The 22,517-nt window shown below is 60.3% G+C and carries 17 protein-coding genes; 13 read left to right on the forward strand and 4 right to left on the reverse strand.

Going from position 1 to position 22,517, the window contains the following annotated elements:
- Window positions 1-51 precede the first annotated feature (51 nt).
- The 12 genes from HCU66_RS01680 to HCU66_RS01735 all read left to right on the forward strand — a co-directional run bounded on the left by HCU66_RS01680 (window position 52) and on the right by HCU66_RS01735 (window position 12,266).
- Window positions 52-618, forward strand: a complete 567-nt coding sequence (locus HCU66_RS01680) for an outer membrane lipoprotein carrier protein LolA (RefSeq protein WP_205886731.1) — start codon at window positions 52-54, stop codon at window positions 616-618.
- Complete coding sequence (locus HCU66_RS01685; RefSeq protein WP_205886732.1) at window positions 602-2,941, forward strand: MMPL family transporter; 2,340 nt, start codon at window positions 602-604, stop codon at window positions 2,939-2,941. The genes HCU66_RS01680 and HCU66_RS01685 overlap by 17 nt, the downstream gene beginning before the upstream one ends.
- Window positions 2,941-4,098, forward strand: coding sequence for a sodium:proton antiporter (locus HCU66_RS01690; protein WP_205887075.1), 1,158 nt, complete (start codon window positions 2,941-2,943; stop codon window positions 4,096-4,098). Before HCU66_RS01685 ends, HCU66_RS01690 begins: the two co-directional genes overlap by 1 nt.
- Complete coding sequence (locus HCU66_RS01695) at window positions 4,085-5,332, forward strand: tryptophan 7-halogenase (RefSeq protein WP_205886733.1); 1,248 nt, start codon at window positions 4,085-4,087, stop codon at window positions 5,330-5,332. Before HCU66_RS01690 ends, HCU66_RS01695 begins: the two co-directional genes overlap by 14 nt.
- The gene (locus HCU66_RS01700; RefSeq protein ID WP_205886734.1) at window positions 5,329-6,054 is read left to right on the forward strand and encodes a class I SAM-dependent methyltransferase; all 726 of its coding nucleotides are present in this window, start codon (window positions 5,329-5,331) and stop codon (window positions 6,052-6,054) included. The genes HCU66_RS01695 and HCU66_RS01700 overlap by 4 nt, the downstream gene beginning before the upstream one ends.
- A complete protein-coding gene (locus tag HCU66_RS01705) occupies window positions 6,054-6,551 on the forward strand; it encodes a DUF3261 domain-containing protein (RefSeq protein WP_205886735.1) in 498 nt (165 codons plus the stop codon). Before HCU66_RS01700 ends, HCU66_RS01705 begins: the two co-directional genes overlap by 1 nt.
- Entirely contained in the window at window positions 6,548-7,744 is a 1,197-nt protein-coding gene (locus tag HCU66_RS01710) for a beta-ketoacyl-[acyl-carrier-protein] synthase family protein (RefSeq protein WP_205886736.1), read from the forward strand. Before HCU66_RS01705 ends, HCU66_RS01710 begins: the two co-directional genes overlap by 4 nt.
- Entirely contained in the window at window positions 7,741-8,199 is a 459-nt protein-coding gene (locus HCU66_RS01715; protein ID WP_205886737.1) for a hotdog family protein, read from the forward strand. Before HCU66_RS01710 ends, HCU66_RS01715 begins: the two co-directional genes overlap by 4 nt.
- Window positions 8,199-8,927, forward strand: a complete 729-nt coding sequence (gene fabG / locus HCU66_RS01720; RefSeq protein WP_205886738.1) for a 3-oxoacyl-ACP reductase FabG — start codon at window positions 8,199-8,201, stop codon at window positions 8,925-8,927. The genes HCU66_RS01715 and fabG overlap by 1 nt, the downstream gene beginning before the upstream one ends.
- Entirely contained in the window at window positions 8,927-10,153 is a 1,227-nt protein-coding gene (locus HCU66_RS01725; RefSeq protein ID WP_205886739.1) for a beta-ketoacyl-ACP synthase, read from the forward strand. The genes fabG and HCU66_RS01725 overlap by 1 nt, the downstream gene beginning before the upstream one ends.
- 26 nt (window positions 10,154-10,179) lie before the next feature.
- Complete coding sequence (locus HCU66_RS01730) at window positions 10,180-10,983, forward strand: hypothetical protein (protein WP_205886740.1); 804 nt, start codon at window positions 10,180-10,182, stop codon at window positions 10,981-10,983.
- A 341-nt stretch (window positions 10,984-11,324) separates the two neighbouring features.
- A complete protein-coding gene (locus tag HCU66_RS01735; protein ID WP_205886741.1) occupies window positions 11,325-12,266 on the forward strand; it encodes a lipid II-degrading bacteriocin in 942 nt (313 codons plus the stop codon).
- A 499-nt stretch (window positions 12,267-12,765) separates the two neighbouring features.
- Here HCU66_RS01735 and HCU66_RS01740 read toward each other — a convergent pair whose 3' ends face one another.
- Window positions 12,766-13,665: a LysR family transcriptional regulator gene (locus HCU66_RS01740; protein WP_205886742.1), complete on the reverse strand. Its 900-nt coding sequence runs from the start codon at window positions 13,663-13,665 to the stop codon at window positions 12,766-12,768.
- Window positions 13,666-13,783: 118 nt separating this feature from the next.
- On the opposite strand from HCU66_RS01740, the gene HCU66_RS01745 reads away from it, so the two are divergent.
- A complete protein-coding gene (locus HCU66_RS01745) occupies window positions 13,784-15,058 on the forward strand; it encodes an MFS transporter (RefSeq protein WP_205886743.1) in 1,275 nt (424 codons plus the stop codon).
- Window positions 15,059-15,126: 68 nt separating this feature from the next.
- Here the strand turns inward: HCU66_RS01745 and hemE are convergent, their stop codons facing one another.
- From hemE to gltB, 3 genes are all read right to left on the reverse strand, one after another.
- Window positions 15,127-16,194, reverse strand: a complete 1,068-nt coding sequence (gene hemE, locus HCU66_RS01750) for a uroporphyrinogen decarboxylase (protein ID WP_205886745.1) — start codon at window positions 16,192-16,194, stop codon at window positions 15,127-15,129.
- Window positions 16,195-16,401: 207 nt separating this feature from the next.
- Window positions 16,402-17,820 (reverse strand): FAD-dependent oxidoreductase, encoded by a 1,419-nt coding sequence (locus HCU66_RS01755; RefSeq protein ID WP_205886747.1) that lies wholly within the window; start codon window positions 17,818-17,820, stop codon window positions 16,402-16,404.
- Between the two features lie 33 nt (window positions 17,821-17,853).
- Window positions 17,854-22,299 (reverse strand): glutamate synthase large subunit, encoded by a 4,446-nt coding sequence (gene gltB / locus HCU66_RS01760; protein WP_205886748.1) that lies wholly within the window; start codon window positions 22,297-22,299, stop codon window positions 17,854-17,856.
- Between the last annotated feature and the right edge of the window lie 218 nt (window positions 22,300-22,517).

The following is a 22,517-nucleotide window of genomic DNA, read 5'->3' on the forward strand; positions in this document are numbered from 1 at the left end:
CAGCCTCGCAGGCTCGGCAGCTGCTACGGGATTGGGGTGAGTTTGATATTGATGTTTGGCTTTTCATCGTTGACGCAGGCCTTTGACCTGCAGCAGCTCAGCGATCAACTGGCCAAGCCCGATGTGATCCACGGCAACTTCATTCAGGAAAAACACCTGCGCGCCCTGCCCCAGCCGCTGACCAGCAAGGGCACCTTCGTTCTGGCGAAGGATCACGGCCTGCTCTGGCTACTGAAAACCCCACTGCAACAGGACTACCGCATCAGCGACAAGGGCATTGCCCGGCGAGATGCCAGCGGCTGGCAAATGCTGCCGAACAAGAGTGCCGGTGCCGAACAGAACCGTTTGTTCCTCGCTGTGCTGCAAGGCGACAGCAGTGGCCTGCAACGGGATTTCGAGTTGTCGCTGAGCGGCGACGCACAAAACTGGAAGCTGACCCTGACCCCGCGTTCGATGCTGCTCAAGCAGGTGTTCAATCAGATCAACATTGACGGCAGCGAACTGGTGCACAGCATCGAGCTGCTCGAAACCCAGGGTGACCGAACCCTGTTGCGCATGCAGGACAGCACCAGCGCCCAACCTTTGAGTGATGCGGAGCAACATGACTTTGCCGAGTGAACGGATGCTGCCGCGGCTGTTTCTGATCCTGCTGCTGGCGGTGATCGCCCTTGCCGGCTGGCAGTGGCGCGACGGCACCCCGCTGTCCGCCAACCTGATGGAACTGGTGCCAGGCACCGCGCCGGACGCGCTGGAGCAGCGCGCCGAACAACGCATGCAAGAGCCGCTGAACCGGGAAATGCTGGTGCTGGTCGGCCATAAAGATCGCCAGCAAGCCATCGCCATGGCGCAAAAACTCGGCGAGCAGTGGCAAGCCAGCGGCGTGTTCGAAAAGGTCCAGTGGAACCTGCAAGCCGACTTGCCGGCGCTGCGTACACAATTGCTGCAAGGCCGACTGGCGATGCTGTCCGCGTCCGACCGCCAGCAACTCATCGAACACCCTGATGCCTTTATCCAGCAACGGGTACAAGCCCTGTTCGACCCGTTCACCGGCTTCAGCCTGGTGCCGAGCCAGGATGACTGGCTCGGCCTGACCGGGCGCATCCAGAACAGCCAGCCGCAGCGTGGCTCGGTTCAGCTGGACATCGGCAGCGGAGCATTGGTCGCCGATGCCGAGGGTAAGAGCTGGGTGATGCTGCGGGCACGTACCGCCGGCAACGCGTTCGACATGAACCTGCCGCTGCAAGTGGCCGACCTGCTTCAGCACAGTCGCGAAGAAGCCGCCGAGGCGGATGTGCAACTGCTCGCCGCGAGCGGCCTGCTGTATGCCGCCAGCGGACAACGACAAGCCGCGCGCGAGATCACTTGGGTCGGTGGCGGCGCCACAGTCGGGATTCTGTTGCTGCTGTTGCTGGCCTTCCGGCGTTGGCGGGTGGTGCTGGCGTTCGTCCCGGTGCTGGTGGGCATGCTGTTCGGCGCGGTGGCCTGCGTGGCGCTGTTCGGTCAGATGCATGTGATGACGCTGGTGCTGGGCTCAAGCCTGATCGGCGTGGCGGTGGATTACCCGCTGCATTACCTGTCCAAAAGCTGGAGCCTGAAACCCTGGCACAGCTGGCCGGCCTTGCGCCTGACCCTACCGGGGCTGACGCTGAGCCTGATCACCAGCTGCATCGGCTACCTGGCCCTGGCCTGGACGCCGTTCCCGGCCCTGACCCAGATTGCCGTGTTCTCCGCCGCCGGCCTGCTGGGCGCCTATCTGTCGGCGGTGTGCCTGCTGCCGGCGCTGCTCAAGGGCGCGCAGCTGCGTCCGGCGCAATGGCCGATGCGCATCGCCGAGTCTTTGCTGGCGCTGCGTGAATCGTTGCTCAAATACGTACGCACGCCGGTGTTGCTGGCGCTGCTGATTGCCTTCTGTGTCGGCGGTCTGTTGCAGTTGCAGACCAAAAACGACATTCGCCAATGGATCGGCGCACCGCAGCAACTGACGGACGAAGCCCAGACCATTGCGCGCATCACCGGCTATCAACCCACCAGCCAGTTTTTCCTGGTGCGCGCGGCCAATCAGCAGGCGTTGCTCGAGCGCCAGACAGCACTGAGCGAGCGTCTGGATCAGTTGGTCAATCTGGAAAAACTCCAGGGCTATCTGTCGCTCAACCAACTGGTCAGCCCGCCGAGCGAACAGCGCAAAGTGCGTGATGCACTGGGCAAGCTGCCGCAGTTCTGGCAACCGTTGCTCGACCTTGGCGTGCCGGCCGCCGCGTTGCAAGCCGAGCTGGCAACGTTGCAAGCGCTACCCGTCGAAGACATCGATGCAGCGCTGGCCGGTCCATTGGCCGAACCCTACCGCACCTTGTGGCTAGGCCCGACCGATGACGGCGTGGCTGCGATGGTCAGCCTGCAAGGCTTGAACAATCCCGCGCTGTTGCGGATCCAGGCGCAGGACTTGCCGGGTGTGGAACTGGTGGACCGCCTCGGCGAACTGAACCGGGTGTTCGCCGACACCCAGATCAGCGCCGCCGAATTGAAGCTCGCTTCCTGCGTGTTGATCGTGCTGGTGCTGATCCTGCCATTCGGTTTCGGTGGTGCGTTGCGAATCGTCTCCCTGCCGCTGCTGGCGGCACTGTGCAGCCTGGCAAGCCTTGGTTGGCTCGGTCAGCCGCTGACACTGTTCAGCCTGTTTGGCCTGTTGCTGGTGACGGCCATCAGTGTCGACTACGCGATCCTCATGCGCGAACAGATCGGCGGTGCCGCGGCGAGCCTGCTGGGCACCTTGCTGGCAGCGGTGACCACCTGGTTGTCGTTTGGCCTGCTGGCGGTATCCAGCACGCCGGCGGTGAGCAATTTCGGCCTGTCGGTGAGCCTCGGCCTGGCGTACAGCTTCATTCTGGCGCCGTGGGCCGGGCGACAAGCCCACGCCGCGCCGGTAGCGGAGCCGACAGCGTGATGGTCGCGGCGTTCTGGGTAATGGCCCTGGTGTTGTTCGCCGTGGCCACCCGTGTCGGTCGTCATTTCGGTCTGATTCCGATCGTCAGCCAGTTGTTGCTGGCGACCTTCGGCCTGCCGCTGCTGATGTATTTCTGGATCGAACCGGGCTGGCAACTCAGTGGTGCCGAACTGATCTCGCCGGGTTGGCTGAAGAACCTCTACAGCCTGAGCTTTGCCTTGCTGCTGGGGCACATCCTCAGCGACGTGATCGACCTGCGACTGGATCGCCAGAGCCTGAAAATCGCCCTGCCGAGTTTCTGCATTCCGTTTGCCTGCGGGCTGGCGACAGCGGTCTGGCTGTTGCCGCCGCAGCCGTGGATCAGCTCGCTGGCGGTCGGTCTGCTGTTCGCCATCACCGCGATTCCGGTGCTGTACTTGTACCTGCGACACATCAACTACCCGCCCGCCGCCACCCGGCGCCTGGTACAGACCGCGATCCTGATCGACCTGACCTGCTGGACCCTGTTCGCGTTCGCCCAGGGCAGCCTGCACCTGAGCAGCCTGTTGCTGCCGCTGGCCGGCGCCTGCCTGCCGTTGGTGCTGCGACTGCTCGGCTTGCGCCAACCGTTGCTGCACAGCATTTGCTTCTTCGCGCTGCTGGTGGTCGCCGAACACTTGAAGCTCAATGCGCTGATTTTCGGCATCGGCTACCTGCTGTGCATGGCCGCGCTCAAGGTACCGCTGGTGCTGCCATTACCGGCGGCGTGGATGAGCGGTTTGCAGACCTGGATCGCCATCCCGCTGATCCTCACGTTCGGCATCGTGCAGATCAACGTGCACAGCGCCCTCGACAGTCTCGGCGCAGTGCAACTGGCCGCGCTCCTGCTGTTGCCGATTGCCAGCAAATTGTTGGGCAACTGGCTGGGCCTCGGCTGGGCCGGCGTCTCGTTTGAAGGGGCCAGCCGCTGGCGGGAAAGCCTTTTACTGAACATTCGCGGCTTGAGCGAGATCGTCTTTCTCAACCTGCTGCTGCAACAACAGCTCATCAGCCCGGCGCTGTACTTCGCGCTGATGTTGATGGGTCTGATCGCAACCCTGCTGCCGGCACTGGCCGGCATGCATCGAATTCCCTTGAACATCGCCGCCCCGGCAAGGAGCACCCGTGCCAACAGTTGAAATGGAACGTCGTCAGGTGGTGGTGATCGGTGCCGGCCCCTCGGGCGCCATCGCCGCCGCGCTGCTCAAGCGTAAAGGTCATGATGTGCTGATGATCGAGCGCCAGCATTTCCCTCGGTTTTCCATCGGTGAAAGCCTGCTGTCCCACTGCCTGGATTTCGTCGAAGAAGCCGGCATGCTCGAGGCGGTCAATGCCGCCGGTTTCCAGTTGAAGAACGGTGCGGCGTTCGCCTGGGGCGATCAGTACAGCGCCTTCGATTTCGGCGAGACGTTCAGCAACGGCAAGCCGACGACCTTCCAGGTCCAGCGCGCCGATTTCGACAAGCTGCTGGCCGATCAGGCCGAGTTGCAAGGTGTCGACGTCCGCTACGGCGAAGCCATTGTCAGTGTCGATTTCAGCCTGGCGAAACCGCAGCTCGATGTGCTCCGTGAAGACGGCAGCCAATACCGCGTCGAGGCCGATTTCGTGCTCGATGCCAGCGGCTACGGTCGCGTGCTGCCGCGCTTGCTGGACCTTGAGGCACCGTCGAATTTTCCGGTGCGTCAGGCGGTGTTCACCCACATCGAAGACCGTATCGACAGCCCGGCCTTCGAACGGGAAAAGATCCTCATCACCACCCATCCAACCCAACGCGACATCTGGTTCTGGACCATCCCGTTCAGCAACGGCCGTTGCTCGGTGGGCGTGGTGGCAGCCGCCGAACACTTCGAAGGCCGTACCGAAAACCTGGACGATTGCCTGCGCGGCTTCATCACTGAAACCCCAAGCCTGGCCGGGGTATTGAACAATGCCGTGTGGGATACCCCCGCGCGAACCATCGGCGGCTATTCGGCCAACGTCAAAACCCTGCACGGACCCGGTTTCGCCCTGCTGGGCAATGCCGCGGAATTTCTCGACCCGGTGTTCTCCTCCGGTGTGACCATCGCCATGCGCTCGGCGAGCATGGCCGCCGGGGTGCTGCACCGCCAACTGCAAGGTGAAAGCGTCGATTGGCAAACCGAGTTTGCCGAGCCGCTCAAGCGTGGCGTCGACACCTTCCGCTGTTACGTCGAAGGCTGGTACGCCGGGACTTTTCAGGATGTGATTTTCTATCAGGGCGGCACAGAGGATATTCGCCGCATGATCAGCTCGATCCTCGCCGGTTATGCCTGGGACGAACGCAACCCGTTCGTCAGCGAAGCCAAGCGTCGACTGCGGATGATCTCGGACCTTTGCGCACGGGATGCGACATGAGCTACTTGAGCGACAACTACGTCGAAGAAACCCGTTTCGGTTTCTGGTTCCTGCGCAGCCACACCTGGCAGCACCATGTACTGCGAGTGGCGATCAATGATTTGCGCGGTCTGTTCAGCGCGCCATTGCCCGACAACCCGGTCTTGCTCGATGCCGGTTGCGGCCAAGGCAAGTCGTTCCAGTACCTGCGCCAGACCTTCGCGCCTCGTCGTCTGATCGGGCTGGATGCCGACCCTCACAGCCTGAACCTGAGCGGCGAAGAAGCGGCCCGCCAGGGCATGGATGTAGAGCTGATCGGCAGTGACTGCGCCAGCATCGAAGTGCCGGACGCCAGTGTCGATCTGCTGTTCTGCCACCAGACCTTCCATCACCTTGTCGAGCAGGATCAGGCCCTGGCCGAGTTCTATCGGGTGCTCAAGCCGGGCGGTTATTTGCTGTTCGCCGAGTCCACCGAGGCTTACATTGATACGTGGGTGATTCGCTGGCTGTTCCGCCACCCGATGCACGTACAAAAGAGCGCCGCCGGCTACCTGGAGATGATTCGGCGCCAGGGTTTCGAGTTCGGCCCGCAGAACGTGTCTTACCCGTACTTGTGGTGGAGTCGCGCCAAGGATTTCGGCCTGCTCGAACGCTTCGGCCTGCGCCGGCCAAAACCCTTTGGCCAACGGGAAGAAACCCTGGTCAATGTGGTCGCGCGCAAGCCTCTTGAAGGGTGTGCCTGATGATTCGTTTCCTGCTGCTGGGTTGTGTCCTGTTGCTGAGCGCCTGTGCCAGCCAGACGCCGCTGCCCAAGCAAAGCCCAAGCCTGACGTTGCCGCTGCAACTGCACATCGAACGACAGATGTCCGAGCAGCGTCAGGACTGGCTGCTGGTGATCCAGCGTGAAGGCCCGGGCATTCGCTGGTCGATGATGGACCCCTTGGGGATTCCCGTGGCACGGCAGAAACTGATCGATGGCCAATGGCAGGCCGACGGCCTGCTGCCACCTAATCCGGAAGCCCGGGAGCTGTTCGCCGCTTTGTTGTTTGCATTGACCCCCGCAGGCGAATTGCACGCAAATTACCCCGCCGCCCGCCAGCATGATGGGCTACGGGTCTTGTCAGCGCGCTGGAATATCCGCTATTCACAACCAAGCTTTTCACAATCACTGAGCTTTGAATTGAACGTGTCCCAAGGCCCGAATTATCGCGTCACCCCGTTAGGCGAGCACACGCCATGACCGCTTATCTGAACGCCCTCGGGGTAATCTGCGCCCTGGGCCGCGACAAGCAGGAAGTCGCCCGCAACCTGTTTGCCGGCGATTGCTCGGGCATGCGCAGCGAGGCCGGCTGGGTGGCGGAACGCTTGTTGCCAGTGGCGGCGGTGCGCGGTGAGCTGGCGCCGATTCCGGCTGAGCTGGCGCGTCAAAACACTCGCAACAATCAATTGCTGCTGGAAGCCGCGCTGCAAATTCGTCAAGACATCGAGCAGGCCATCCGGGCCTACGGCCGCGATCGCATCGGCGTCATTCTGGGCACCAGCACCTCGGGCATCGAGGAGGCCAGCCAGGGGCTGGCCCATTACATCCGTGAGCATCAGTTCCCCGCCGATTATGATTATCAGCAACAGGAACTCGGCGCGCCGGCCACGTTTCTCGCCGACTGGCTGCAAGTGAGCGGCCCGGCCTATGTGATTTCCACCGCCTGCACCTCCAGCGCTCGTGCGCTGATGAGTGCCCAACGACTGCTCGACCTGGGCATATGCGATGCCGTGTTGTGCGGCGGTGTCGACAGTTTGTGCAAACTGACCCTCAACGGTTTCTCGGCCCTGGAAGCGGTGTCCGAACAGCGCTGCAATCCGTTTTCGGCGAACCGCGACGGCATCAATATCGGCGAAGCGGCGGTGCTGTTTCTGATGAGCAAAAACGTCGGCAGCAGCCAACCGATTGCCCTGCTCGGCAGTGGCGCCAGCTCCGATGCGCACCATATTTCGGCGCCGGAACCGACCGGCCGTGGCGCCCGACAAGCGATGAGTAAAGCCTTGAGCCGCGCAGGCCTGCAACCCCACCAGATCAGTTATCTGAACCTGCACGGCACCGCCACCCAACACAACGACGCCATGGAAAGCCTGGCCGTGACGGCGCTGTTCCCGGATGGCGTGCCCTGCTCGTCGACTAAACCGATGACCGGCCATACCCTCGGCGCCGCTGGCGCCCTGGAAGCCGCGTTCTGCTGGTTGAGCCTGAGCGCGGATAATCGCGAGCACGCCCTGCCGCCCCACGTCTGGGACGGTCAGCCCGATCCCGAATTGCCGGCCTTGCATTGGGTGACCCCGACCGACCACCTGACGTCCATTGCACCCCGCTACCTGATGAGCAATTCCTTTGCCTTCGGTGGCAATAACGTCAGCCTGATTATCGGAGACGCCCCATGATTGATTGGCCGCTCGCCGAACTGCTGCCTCATGCCGGCGACATGATCCTCATCGACCAGATCCTGTCGTTCGATGACGAGCAGATCCACACCCGACTCACCGTCAAGCCCGACGGCCTGTTCAATCGCCCCGACGGCAGCCTGCCGGCCTGGGTCGGCATCGAGCTGATGGCCCAGAGCGTCGCCGCTTATGCCGGCTGCCACGCGCGCCGCAAAGGCAATGCGGTGGAACTGGGTTTTCTGCTCGGCACCCGCAAATTCGAATGCAACGTGGAACACTTCCCCGCCGGCACCGAGCTGACCATCCACGGGATACGCTCGCTGGAAGACGACAATGGCATGGGCGTGTTCGAATGCCACATCACCGCCCCCGGCATCCACGCGACCGCCCGGCTGAACGTGTTCCGCCCGCCTCAGGCCGCGCAATATCTGCATGAACCCCAAGGAGTCGAGTGATGACTGAATCCGTACTGGTCACCGGCTCCAGCCGTGGTATCGGCCGCGCCATTGCATTGCGTCTGGCCCGGGCCGGGCATGACATCGTGCTGCACTGCCGCAGCGGTCTGGCGGACGCTATCGCGGTAAAGGCCGAAGTGGAAGCCTTGGGCCGCAACGCGCGTGTCCTGCAATTCGACGTGTCCGACCGCGCCAGTTGCAAAGCCATTCTCGAAGCCGACGTGGAAGCTCACGGCGCCTATTACGGCGTGGTGCTCAATGCCGGCCTGACCCGCGACGGGGCTTTTCCGGCCTTGAGCGAAGAGGATTGGGATTCGGTGATGCGCACCAACCTCGACGGTTTCTACAACGTGCTGCACCCGGTGATGATGCCGATGATTCGTCGTCGCGCCGCCGGGCGGATTGTCTGCATCACCTCGGTGTCCGGGCTGATCGGCAATCGCGGGCAGGTCAATTACAGCGCGTCCAAGGCCGGTCTGATCGGCGCGGCCAAGGCGTTGGCGATTGAATTGGGCAAGCGCAAAATCACCGTCAACTGTGTCGCACCCGGCCTGATCGACACAGCGATGCTCGATGAAAACGTGCCGGTGGAAGAACTGATGAAAATGATCCCCGCACAACGCATGGGCACCCCTGAAGAGGTGGCCAGTGCCGTGAATTTCCTGATGTCGGCGGAAGCGTCGTACATCACCCGGCAGGTTCTGGCCGTCAATGGAGGCCTGTGCTGATGAAGCGCGTCGTCGTCACCGGCATGGCCGGCATCACTTCACTGGGCAGCGACTGGGACACCATCGCCGCCAATTTCGCCGCCAACCGCAGCGGCATCCGTCGCATGGACGAGTGGGATCGCTTTACCGAGCTCAATACGCGCCTGGCCGGGCCGATTGACGACTTCCAGGTGCCCGGCCACTGGACACGCAAGCAACTGCGCAGCATGGGCCGGGTGTCGCGGCTGGCAGTGGGCGCGGCGGAACAGGCCCTGGCGGACGCCGGGCTGCTGGGTGACGAGTCGATCAAGGACGGGCGCATGGGTGTTTCCTGCGGCTCGTCCACCGGCAGCACCGACGAGATCAAAGCGTTCGGCAACATGCTGCTCAACTCAGTGGCCGAAGGCCTGAACGCCAACTCCTACGTGCGAATGATGCCGCACACCACGGCAGCGAATATCAGCATCTTCTTCGGCCTTACTGGCCGACTGATCCCGACCTCCAGCGCCTGCACCAGCGGCAGCCAGGGCATCGGTTATGCCTACGAGGCGATCAAGTTCGGCCGCCTGCCGCTGATGCTCGCCGGCGGCGCCGAAGAGCTTTGCCCGACCGAAGCCATGGTGTTCGATGCGCTCTACGCCACCAGCCTGAAAAACGATGCCCCGCAAACCAGCCCGCGCCCTTACGACATCGGCCGCGATGGCCTGGTCATCGGTGAGGGTGGAGGCATGCTGGTACTCGAAGAACTCGAACACGCCCTGGCACGTGGCGCCCGCATCCACGCCGAGATCGTCGGTTTCGGCAGCAACGCCGACGGCCAGCATGCCACCCGCCCCGAGCTAATCACCATGCGCCGGGCCATGGAGCTGGCTTTGGAAGACGCCGGGCTCGCCCCAAGCGCCATCGGTTATGTAAATGGTCACGGCACGGCTACAGAACAGGGCGACATTGCCGAAACACTGGCCACCAGCAGTTTGTTCGGCGAACACATGCCGATCAGTTCGCAGAAGAGTTTCCTCGGTCACACCCTGGGAGCCTGCGGCGCGCTGGAGTCCTGGTTCAGCATCGAAATGATGAACCGCGACCAGTATGTGCACACCTTCAACCTCGATGAGGTCGATCCGCAGTGCGGCAAGCTTGATTATTTGCGCGGTGAGTTCCGGCAGATGAGCAATGAATACGTGATGAACAACAATTTCGCTTTTGGTGGGGTCAACACCTCGTTGATTTTCCGCCGCTGGCACTGACCTGAACCACTTACGGAGTGAAGGGAATGACTCAGTTTCACCGCATCGTCGCCTTGCTGGCCCTGGCCTTTGTGCTGGGCGGCTGCACCAGCAAGCCGGTGTACAACGCCAAGGAAAACTTCTCCAGCGACCTGGGCTTTACCCAATCGCAGATGAGCCGCGCCATCGTCACCGCCCTGAATGACCGTCAATGGGTCGTGCAATCGGTACGTCCAGGCATGATCAAGGCCGCCATCACCGTCCGTGGCCGGCACCACGCCGAAGTCGATATCCCGTTCACCCCGACCTCGTTCGAAATCGACTACCGCAGCAGCTACGGCCTGGACTATAAGAACGGCAAGATCCACGGCAACTACAACCGCTGGGTCAACAAACTGCGTGACAACGTGCTCAAGGAACTGTCCTTCGACCCGACCATCGAGCAGGTCAACGAACTGGGCATCATCAAACAAGGCGCCGAAGAGCCGACGTACCTGAGTTTTCGCGAAGGCGTAAAACGCGCCACCGACGCCGGTCTGCTGGACGGCAGCGTCAAGTTCTACCTGGCCGGCGAATCCTTGCCCAAGCAAGTGCGCAAGCTCGATACCGTGAGCAGCAGCCGCAAAACCAACGGCTCCAACAAATCTGATCAGGATGCCTGCTTCTGGGCCCTGCAATCGGCCTTGGCAACCTTGCAGGACGCTGCGAAAAAAGCCGATGCCAACGCGGTGATCAACATCGCCAGCGTCGACAATCGCGACCTGTACAAAGACCCCGAAAAATTCCAGTGCCGCGCCGGCCTGGTGGTGTCCAGCGTAGCGTTGCGCGGTGATTTGGCGCACGTTGACTGAGGCTCGTCATCCGAGAGCGACAAAGGGCGCCTTTCGGCGTCCTTTCACAAACAGGTCGGCTTGTCATCGCCCGGTACCTGCCTGGCTCTGCGATGGCTGGTTGCCCAGGATCCTCAGAGTCTCACAAGCCCCTTTCGGGAACGCCGCTTGTATCGATGATAATTCCCCGACTGGATAAAGTCTCCCCCCCGAATCACCGGACCATTCCGTAATACATGTAATACATTTCCGAGTGTGTACTTACCCCATTGAGCGCCTTTTTGATCCATGGTTAATTGTTAGGGAGTTTAAATATACGACTCAGAAGTTTAATTAATCAATACCGAACAAGGATGTAGGTAATGACACGAAATGGAATTGACTTACCCGCTACACACGTTACTGGAACCTGGAAAGGTTCGTCGGGAGGATACTGGTCTACAGACGGCATCATCATTGATGGCACTTACGTTTCTCCTCCCCCTCAACCCGAGGTGGTTACTGAAGAAAATAAAGCCTACAACATCGATATGATAAAGCGCCAGACAGGGCTTGATGACTTCACCTTCAATTTACGAATACTGGATAAAGCTTTAAACAAAAACGATGCCTACGGCGCAATAAAAGATATTTGGCGCATCGTAGAAAGTGATCGTGGCTGGGTAGACCCACACTGGAGAATCAACGATGATTTATTCAAAAATAAAGTCGTAAATTTTAGCTTGGCTGACGCCCTTCAAAAAAGCGGATTCAGTGCAAGAGAAGCCATTATTGCCATTGCCAACTCCAAATACGTAGACAGCACTTCTTACAAACTGGAAACGCCAAAGCTTTCCGGAGGCACGTTTAGCCCAGTCAAAGCACTTGGGCATTACCTATGGGGAAACGGGCAAAAACTTGAAGTCGATATAAACACCATCGGGCTTAACATTCTGGAGCATAAGTTACCGCTATTAAGACAGGCCATTGAAAACACGAAATCACCTGGCGCGTATCATCTGGTTGACCCGCGCGTTGAATACAATACATTTGACGACAGTATTGCAACCGGAGCTTATCTGGGCCGAATCACTTTGAACATGGCAGGTGATTTCACACGAAGCCATGATGGGGCCTGGCGATTCATTGGGGTGATAAAGGCCTACCATGACAGATACGATTTCAACGCAAGTAACAGACCTCGCGCATTAGAAGAATTAACTACTGCTGGCAGGGCGCTGCCGGGGACAAGTTACGAGATAGATATTTCAGGCGAGCACAAAATACACTTAGTCGGAATGGGATATCAACCTCAGCCATTTTAATCACTACCCAGGCAGTCAGATCGCATCTGACTGCCTTTGTCAGGAAGGCGCTATGATTAACACTATATTTCCAACCCTGTATTTCACGACACTAATTATCTCTTCACTCATGAACTACTATATCGTAATTTCAAATTACCGAAGCGGCATCTACATCGCCACGCAAGATTCAATAGCCATTCCACTTATCACTACAACCGAGGTACTGGCGATACTTCTACTATCATCTCTGGCCCAGCTGCCACTCTACAAACGGTTAAAGCATAAAAAGCCAGCGAGCACAATCTCGTTTACGCTAGCACTATTTGCAACGGCACTTTCATCGGCATTGCTTATTGAAAGCATTTATTACTGGATTACCCCAAGCCACTTAACCATCTCCGCACTCTACTTCATCACACTCTCGACCTATCTAATTCACCAATTCAAACTTTACAAAAGGCTCGTTTCGCGGACAAAAAAAACCACCAAAACGGGAAGTTTTTGATTTGATAGAGCATCACGTTATGGACTCAACCTTACGCGTCAGCAACTCCACAAACGCCTTCGCCATCGGCGACTTCTGATCCTTGCGCTGCACCAGCCACACCGCCGATACCGCTTCCGGATCCAGCAACGGGCGATAGACCACGCCATCAATGCGCATCCGCTGATAAGAGGCCGGCAACACCGATACCCCAAGCCCCGCCGCCACCAACCCGATGATGGTCATCGCCTCGCCAGCCTCCTGGGCAAAGTGTGGGCTGAAGCCGGCGTCCCGCGCCAGGCTGAGCAGTTGTGCGTACAGACCGCTGCCATAACTGCGTGGGAAAAATACGAACGGTTCGAGGGCCAGGGCTGACAGGAACAGGCCTTCTTCGCTGCCGTTCACCAGCGGATGCTTGGAACTGAGTACCGCCACCAATGGCTCGCGCATCAGCTCCACCACACTGAGCGAGTCCGGCAACCCCAGCGGTCGCATGATGCCGACTTCGATCGACTCATCCACCAGTGCATCGGCCACTTGGGTGCTGCTCATCTCCCGCAGATTCAGGTGCACCGCCGGAAAGCGCTGGCGAAACGAGAAAATCGCCTGAGGAATGGTCGAGTTGAAGGGGGCCGACGAGGTGAAGCCGATCTTCAGTTCACCCAACTCACCGAGTTGTGCCCGCCGAGCCACATCCGCCGCTTTGTCGACCTGAGCCAGCGCCAGCCGCGCCTCTTCAAGAAACAGCCGACCGGCCTCACTGAGTTCGACCCGACGATTGGTCCGCTCGAACAGACGCGCGCCCACTTCCTGTTCCAGCGCCTGAATCTGCTGGCTCAGCGGTGGCTGTGAGATGCCCAGCACCTGGGCGGCGCGGCCGAAATGCAGTTCTTCGGCGACGGCAATGAAGTAGCGCAGGTGACGCAATTCCATGGAAACTCCATTAGGTCGTTAAACCTATCAAACAGGTCGAACAATATATTGGATAGAAACATTAGCCAGCTATATGATTTTTTCATTGCCTGACCGGCTGCGCTCTCCGAGGTCCGAAGTGAAAACTGCTGTCGCCCCACTCGCCCATGAAATTCCGCCCGCCGCGTTGAACGATGTCGTCGTTGAACGCAACGAGATCTACATCGAAAAAGGCACGCCGATGTTCATGCGCACGGTGCTGGCGCTGTTCTCGGGCGGCTTCGCGACCTTTGCCCTGCTCTACTGCGTGCAGCCGATGATGCCGCTGCTGTCCCGCGAGTTTTCCATCAATGCGGCCCAGAGCAGCCTGATCCTGTCGGTCGCCACCGGCATGCTTGCCATCGGCTTGTTGATCACCGGCCCCATCTCCGATCGCATCGGGCGTAAACCGGTGATGGTTGCCGCGCTGTTCGCCGCCGCACTCTGCACCATGGCCAGCGCGACGATGCCGAGTTGGCAAGGCGTGCTGGTGATGCGGGCGCTGGTTGGGCTGTCGTTGAGCGGTCTGGCGGCGGTGGCGATGACTTATCTGAGCGAAGAAATTCACCCGCAGCACATCGGCCTGGCCATGGGCTTGTACATCGGCGGCAACGCCATCGGCGGCATGTGTGGACGGTTGATCGTTGGCGTACTGATCGACTTCGTCAGCTGGCACACGGCAATGCTGGTCATCGGCGGCTTGGCGCTGATTGCCGCCGTGGTGTTCTGGAAAATCCTTCCCGAGTCGCGCAACTTCCGCGCTCGCTCGCTACATCCGCGCAGTTTGCTGGACGGCTTCACCATGCACTTTCGCGACGCCGGCCTGCCGCTGCTGTTTGTCGAGGCGTTCGTGCTGATGGGAGCGTTCGTCACCCTGTTCAACTACATCGGCTATCGCCTGCTGGCCGAGCCGTATCACATGGATCAGGCCTTCGTCGGACTGCTCTCGGTGGTGTACCTGTCGGGCATCTACAGCTCGGCGAAAATCGGCGCCCTGGCCGACCAACTCGGCCGGCGCAAAGTGCTCTGGGCAACCATTGTGGCCATGCTAGCGGGCCTTGCGTTGACGATGTTCACGCCGCTGCCGGTGGTGATCATTGGCATGCTGATCTTCACCTTTGGCTTCTTCGGCGCGCATTCGGTGGCCAGCAGCTGGATCGGCCGTCGCGCGACCAAGGCCAAGGGGCAGGCGACGTCGTTGTACCTGTTTAGCTATTACGCCGGGTCGAGTATCGCGGGTACGGCGGGCGGTATGGCCTGGCATCTGGGTGGCTGGAACGGGATCGGGCTGTTCATCAGCGCATTGCTGGTGATTGCGCTGTTGGTGGCGTTGAAATTGGCGAAGTTGCCGCCGTTGGAGAATTTGAAAGCTTAAGGCTGCGATCTTTTGATTTTGATGCAAAAACGCCCGGCAAATGCCGGGCGTTTTTTATCGGGCGACGATCACTCGTGATACTGCGCCGACAGTTCATGCACCGCGCGCAAGAAAGCGCCTGCGTGCTCCGGATCAACTTCCGGGGTAATGCCATGACCGAGGTTGAACACGTGGCCACTGCCCTTGCCGTAACTGGCGAGGATCCGGCCGACTTCGGCGCGGATGGCTTCTGGCTTGGCGTAAAGCACGGTCGGGTCCATGTTGCCCTGCAGGGCGACTTTGTTGCCGACGCGCTGACGGGCCTCACCGATGTCGCAGGTCCAGTCCAGGCCCAGCGCATCAGCGCCGGCGTCGGCGATGCTTTCCAGCCACAGGCCGCCGTTCTTGGTGAACAGGATGACCGGTACTTTGCGGCCTTCGTGTTCGCGGATCAGGCCGCTGACGATTTTGCGCATGTAGGCCAGGGAGAATTCCTGATAGGCCGCTGCCGAAAGGTTACCGCCCCAGGTGTCGAATATCTGCACCGCTTGCGCGCCGGCCAGGATCTGGCCGTTGAGGTAGGACGTGACCGACTGCGCGAGCTTGTCCAGCAGCAGGTGCATGGCTTGCGGGTTGTCGTAGAGCATGGCCTTGGTTTTGCGGAAGTCTTTCGACGAGCCGCCTTCGACCATGTAGGTGGCCAGGGTCCATGGGCTGCCGGAGAAACCGATCAGCGGCACGCGACCGTTCAGTTCGCGGCGGATGGTGCTGACCGCGTCCATGACGTAACCGAGGTCTTTTTGTGGATCAGGAATCGGCAAGGCTTCGATGTCGGCCAGGGTGCTGACGACTTTCTTGAAGCGCGGCCCTTCACCGGTCTCGAAGTACAGGCCTTGGCCCATGGCATCGGGAATGGTGAGGATGTCGGAGAAGAGGATCGCCGCGTCCAGTTGCGGATAGCGGTCAAGCGGTTGCAGGGTGACTTCGCACGCGAACGCCGGGTTCATGCACAGGCTCATGAAGTCGCCGGCCTTGGCACGGCTGGCGCGGTATTCAGGCAGGTAGCGACCGGCCTGACGCATCATCCACACGGGGGTGACGTCTACGGGTTGCTTGAGCAGGGCGCGAAGGAAACGGTCGTTCTTCAGGGCAGTCATGTCGGCATCCGGAAAAAAAGTGCGGGCATTTTCTCAGAGCGCGACGCAAAAGGCACGGCAAGAGCCGTTCCTTTTGTCTATCGGGTCAATTTGTCGCGGGTGGCAGGCGACAAATCTGCCTCGTCAGGTAGGGCCAATCGCTGGCAAGCCAGCTCCTACAGGTAATGCGCAATCCTGTAGGAGCCGGCTTGCCGGCGAAGCTTTTGATCAGACGCCCAGGTAATCCAGGATCCCTTCAGCGGCATTGCGACCTTCGAAGATCGCCGTCACCACCAGGTCCGAACCGCGCACCATGTCGCCACCGGCGAAGATTTTCGGGTGGCTGGTCTGGTGCTTGTACTGGCCTTGTTCCGGCGCCACGACGCGGCCCTGGCTGTCGGTCTGGATGCTGAACTGCTCGAACCACGGTGCCGGGCTTGGACGGAAGCCGAAGGCGATGACCACGGCGTCGGCCGGAATGATCTCTTCGGAACCCGGGATCGGCTCGGGGCTGCGACGGCCACGGGCGTCCGGCTCGCCGAGACGGGTCTCGACCACCTTCACGCCTTCGACACGGTCTTCACCGACGATCGCGATCGGCTGGCGGTTGTAGAGGAATTTCACGCCTTCTTCCTTGGCGTTTTTCACCTCTTTGCGCGAGCCCGGCATGTTCGCTTCGTCACGCCGATAGGCACAGGTCACCGCCTTGGCGCCCTGACGAATCGAGGTACGGTTGCAGTCCATCGCCGTGTCGCCGCCGCCCAGCACCACCACTTTCTTGCCTTTCATGTCGACGAAGTCTTCCGGCGACTTTTCAAAGCCCAGGTTGCGATTGACGTTGGCGATCAGGAAATCCAGCGCATCGTGCACGCCCGGCAGGTCCTCGCCGGCGAAGCCGCCCTTCATGTAGGTGTAGGTGCCCATGCCCATGAAGACCGCATCGAATTCTTCGAGCAGTTGTTCCATGGTCACGTCCTTGCCCACTTCGGTGTTCAGGCGGAACTCGATGCCCATGCCGGTGAAGACTTCGCGGCGATTGCTCAACACGGTCTTTTCCAGCTTGAACTCAGGAATACCGAAGGTCAGCAGACCGCCGATTTCCGGGTTCTTGTCGAATACCACCGGCGTCACGCCGCCACGCACCAGCACGTCGGCACAGCCCAGGCCCGCAGGGCCCGCACCGATTACCGCAACACGCTTGCCAGTCGGCTTGACCTTGGACATGTCCGGACGCCAGCCCATGGCGAACGCGGTGTCGGTGATGTACTTCTCGACCGAACCGATGGTCACCGCGCCGAAACCGTCGTTGAGGGTGCAGGCACCCTCGCACAGACGATCCTGGGGACACACACGGCCGCAGACTTCCGGCAGGGTGTTGGTCTGGTGCGACAGCTCGGCGGCGGCGAGGATGTTGCCCTCGGCCACCAACTTGAGCCAGTTGGGAATGAAGTTGTGCACCGGGCACTTCCACTCGCAATACGGGTTGCCGCAACCCAGGCAGCGGTGGGCCTGGTCGGCCGACTGCTGGGGTTTGAACGGTTCGTAGATTTCCACGAACTCTTTCTTGCGTTGACGCAACAGTTTCTTCTTCGGATCCTTGCGCCCGACATCGATGAACTGGAAGTCGTTATTCAGACGTTCAGCCATTGTTAAAACCTCATCAAACTCTTCAGGCGCATATCACTGCGGGTTGGCACGGGTGCTGGAAAGCAACGACTTCAGGTTGGCAGCCTTTGGCTTGACCAGCCAGAAACGGCGCACGTAGTCATCAAGGTTTTCGGCGAGTTCACGACCCCACTCGCTGTCGGTTTCCTCAACGTATTCGTTCAGCACGCGTTGCAGGTGGCTGCGGTAGGCTTCCATCGCCTCACCGCTGATCCGCTGGATTTCCACCAGTTCGTGGTTGACCCGGTCAACGAAGGTGTTGTCCTGGTCGAGCACGTAGGCGAAACCGCCGGTCATGCCTGAGCCGAAGTTGTAACCGGTCTTGCCCAGCACGCAGACGAAACCACCCGTCATGTATTCGCAGCAGTGATCGCCCGTGCCTTCCACCACGGTGTGAGCACCGGAGTTACGCACCGCGAAACGCTCGCCCGCGGTGCCGGCGGCGAACAGCTTGCCGCCGGTGGCGCCATACAGGCAGGTGTTGCCGATGATGGCACTGTCCTGAGTCTTGTAGAGGCTGCCTTTTGGCGGAACGATGACCAATTTGCCGCCGGTCATGCCTTTGCCGACGTAGTCGTTGGCATCGCCTTCCAGGTACATGTTCAAACCGCCAGCGTTCCACACGCCGAAGCTCTGACCTGCCGTGCCTTTGAAGCGGAAGGTGATCGGCGCGTTGGCCATGCCCTGGTTGCCGTGTTTGCGAGCGATTTCACCGGAGATCCGCGCACCGATGGAACGGTCGCAGTTGCAGATATCCAGAGCGAAATCGGCGCCGCTCAGGTCGTTGATCGCCGAGGTGGCCATGTCGACCATTTTTTCGGCCAGCAGGCCTTTGTCGAACGGCGGGTTGCGGTCGACCTGGCAGAATTGAGGCTTGTCTGCCGGGATGTGATCGCTGCCGAGCAACGGAGTCAGGTCCAGGTGGTTCTGCTTGGCGGTCTGGCCGTCAAGCACGTCCAGCAGATCGGTACGGCCGATCAGCTCTTCGAGGGAGCGCACGCCCAGCTTGGCCAGCCACTCACGGGTTTCTTCGGCGACGTAGGTGAAGAAATTCACCACCATGTCGACGGTCCCGATGTAGTGATCCTTGCGCAGCTTCTCGTTCTGAGTCGCGACGCCGGTGGCGCAGTTGTTCAGGTGGCAGATGCGCAGGTATTTGCAACCCAGGGCGATCATTGGCGCGGTGCCGAAGCCGAAGCTTTCAGCGCCGAGGATCGCAGCCTTGATCACGTCGAGGCCGGTTTTCAGGCCGCCATCGGTTTGTACCCGGACTTTGCCGCGCAGGTCGTTGCCACGCAGGGTCTGGTGGGTTTCGGCCAGGCCGAGTTCCCACGGTGCGCCCGCGTATTTGATCGAGGTCAGTGGCGATGCACCGGTACCGCCGTCGTAGCCGGAGATGGTGATCAAGTCCGCGTAGGCCTTGGCCACACCGGCCGCGATGGTGCCGACGCCGGCTTCTGCCACCAGTTTCACCGAAACCAATGCGTTCGGGTTGACTTGTTTCAGGTCGAAAATCAGCTGCGACAAGTCTTCGATCGAATAGATGTCGTGGTGCGGCGGAGGCGAAATCAGGGTCACGCCCGGCACTGCGTAACGCAGCTTGGCGATCAGACCGTTGACCTTGCCGCCTGGCAACTGACCACCTTCGCCTGGCTTGGCGCCTTGGGCGACTTTGATCTGCAGCACTTCAGCATTGACCAGGTATTCCGGCGTCACACCGAAACGACCCGTGGCCACTTGCTTGATTTTCGAGCTCTTGATGGTGCCGTAGCGCGCCGGGTCTTCACCGCCTTCGCCGGAGTTCGAACGCGCACCGAGGCGGTTCATGGCTTCGGCCAGGGCTTCGTGGGCTTCCGGCGACAGCGCGCCCAAAGAGATGCCCGCGGAGTCGAAGCGTTTGAGTACCGATTCCAGAGGCTCGACTTCGCTGATGTCCAGCGGCGTGTCGAGGGTCTTGACCTTGAGCAGGTCGCGGATCATCGACACCGGGCGGTTATCCACCAGTGACGTGTATTCCTTGAACTTGCTGTAGTCGCCCTGCTGCACTGCGGCTTGCAAGGTGTTGACCACGTCCGGGTTGTAGGCGTGATATTCGCCACCGTGGACGAACTTCAGCAGACCGCCTTGCTGGATAGGCTTGCGCGGGCTCCAGGCTTCGGCCGCCAGGGCTTTCTGCTCGGCTTCGATGTCGACGAAGCGCGCACCCTTGATGCGGCTTGGCACACCACGGAAGCTCAGTTCGCAGACTTCTTCGGACAGGCCGATCGCTTCGAACAATTGTGCTCCGCGATAGGAGGTGATGGTCGAGATCCCCATCTTCGACAGGATCTTCAACAGGCCTTTGGTGATGCCTTTGCGGTAATTCTTGAACACCTCATAGAGGTCGCCCAGCACTTCACCGGTGCGGATCAGGTCGCCCAGCACTTCGTAGGCCAGGAACGGGTAGACCGCCGAGGCACCGAAACCAATCAGCACCGCGAAGTGATGCGGATCGCGAGCGGTGGCGGTTTCCACCAGGATGTTGGAGTCGCAACGCAGGCCTTTTTCGGTCAGGCGGTGGTGCACGGCACCGGTCGCCAGCGAAGCGTGGATCGGCAGCTTGCCCGGGGCGATGTGGCGGTCACTCAGCACGATCTGGGTGCGACCGGCGCGCACGGCTTCTTCAGCCTGATCGGCGACGTTACGCACCGCCGCTTCGAGGCCGACGCTCTCGTCGTAGTTGAGGTCGATGATCTGACGCTCGAAGCCTGGGCGATCGAGGTTCATCAGCGAGCGCCACTTGGCCGGAGAAACGACCGGCGAGCTGAGGATCACGCGCGAGGCGTGTTCCGGCGACTCCTGGAAGATGTTGCGCTCGGCGCCGAGGCAGACTTCCAGCGACATGACGATGGCTTCACGCAGCGGGTCGATCGGCGGGTTGGTGACCTGCGCGAACTGCTGGCGGAAATAGTCGTACGGCGTGCGCACGCGCTGGGACAGCACGGCCATCGGCGTATCGTCGCCCATCGAACCGACCGCTTCGTAGCCTTGCTCGCCGAGCGGACGCAGCACCTGGTCGCGCTCTTCGAACGTGACCTGGTACATCTTCATGTACTGCTTGAGCTGATCGACGTCGTAGAACGCTGAACCGTGGTCGTTGTCTTCCATGGTCGCCTGGATACGCAGGGCATTCTTGCGCAGCCATTGCTTGTACGGATGACGGGACTTCAAGCGGTTGTCGATGGCATCGGTGTCGAGGATCTGACCGGTTTCGGTGTCCACGGCAAAGATCTGGCCCGGCCCTACGCGACCCTTGGCGATCACGTCTTCAGGCTGGTAGTTCCAGACACCGATTTCCGAGGCCAGGGTGATGAAACCGTTCTTGGTAGTCACCCAACGCGCCGGACGCAGGCCGTTACGGTCGAGCAGGCACACCGCATAACGACCATCGGTCATGACCACGCCGGCCGGGCCGTCCCACGGCTCCATGTGCATCGAGTTGTATTCGTAGAACGCACGCAGATCCGGGTCCATGGTTTCGACGTTCTGCCACGCAGGCGGAATGATCATCCGCACGCCACGGAACAGGTCGATGCCACCGGTGACCATCAGCTCGAGCATGTTGTCCATGCTGGAGGAGTCGGAACCGACACGGTTGACCAGCGGGCCGAGTTCTTCCAGATCCATCAGATCATTGGTGAACTTGGTGCGACGGGCCACGGCCCAGTTGCGGTTGCCGGTGATGGTGTTGATCTCGCCGTTGTGGGCGAGGAATCGGAATGGCTGCGCCAGCGGCCATTTCGGCAGCGTGTTGGTCGAAAAGCGCTGGTGGAACACGCAGATCGACGTTTGCAGGCGCTGATCGCTGAGGTCTGGATAGAAGGCGGTCAAATCCGCCGGCATCATCAGGCCTTTATAAATAATGGTCTTGTGGGAAAAGCTGCAGATGTAGTGATCGACGTCGGCGGCGTTGGCCACGGACGAACGACGACGGGCGCTGAACAGCTTGATCGCCATGTCCTGATCACTCAGGCCTTCACCACCGATGAACACTTGTTCGATCTGTGGCAGACGCTCGAGGGCCAGGCGGCCAAGGACGCTGGTGTCGATCGGCACTTTGCGCCAGCCGACCAGGGTCAGGCCTTCGGCCAGGATCTCGCGGTTCATGTTCTCGCGAGCGGCTTCGGCTTTGACCGGATCCTGGTTGAAGAAGACCATGCCCACGGCATATTGCTTGGGCAGTTCGACACCGAAGGTTTCCTGGGCGATGGCACGCAGGAACACATCCGGCTTCTGAATCAGCAGACCGCAACCGTCACCGGTCTTGCCGTCGGCGTTGATCCCACCGCGGTGGGTCATGCAGGTCAGGGCCTCAATGGCCGTTTGCAAAAGGGTATGACTGGGCTCGCCCTGCATATGGGCTATCAGGCCGAAACCGCAGTTATCCTTGAATTCATCTGGTTGGTACAGACCTGCTTTCATAGACGCTTTCTCACCAGGCTGCCTCTAATCGAGGCAAATTTCTTTTCAATTCAACCAGTTACCTTCCACGCCGAACGTACGCCAGCTTTGCGGGGGCAAAAGGGAGGTCATTGTACACACCGACACAGAGGCTCACAAATTTGACGACGAAATGTCGCAAATCCATGTCGCATTTGTGAAAGGTTTAAAGCGATATGCTGTGCTAGTCAAAACTTTTT

It is taken from the genome of Pseudomonas frederiksbergensis, from assembly GCF_017114915.1.
In the GTDB taxonomy this organism is placed as follows: Bacteria; Pseudomonadota; Gammaproteobacteria; order Pseudomonadales; family Pseudomonadaceae; genus Aquipseudomonas; species Aquipseudomonas frederiksbergensis_I.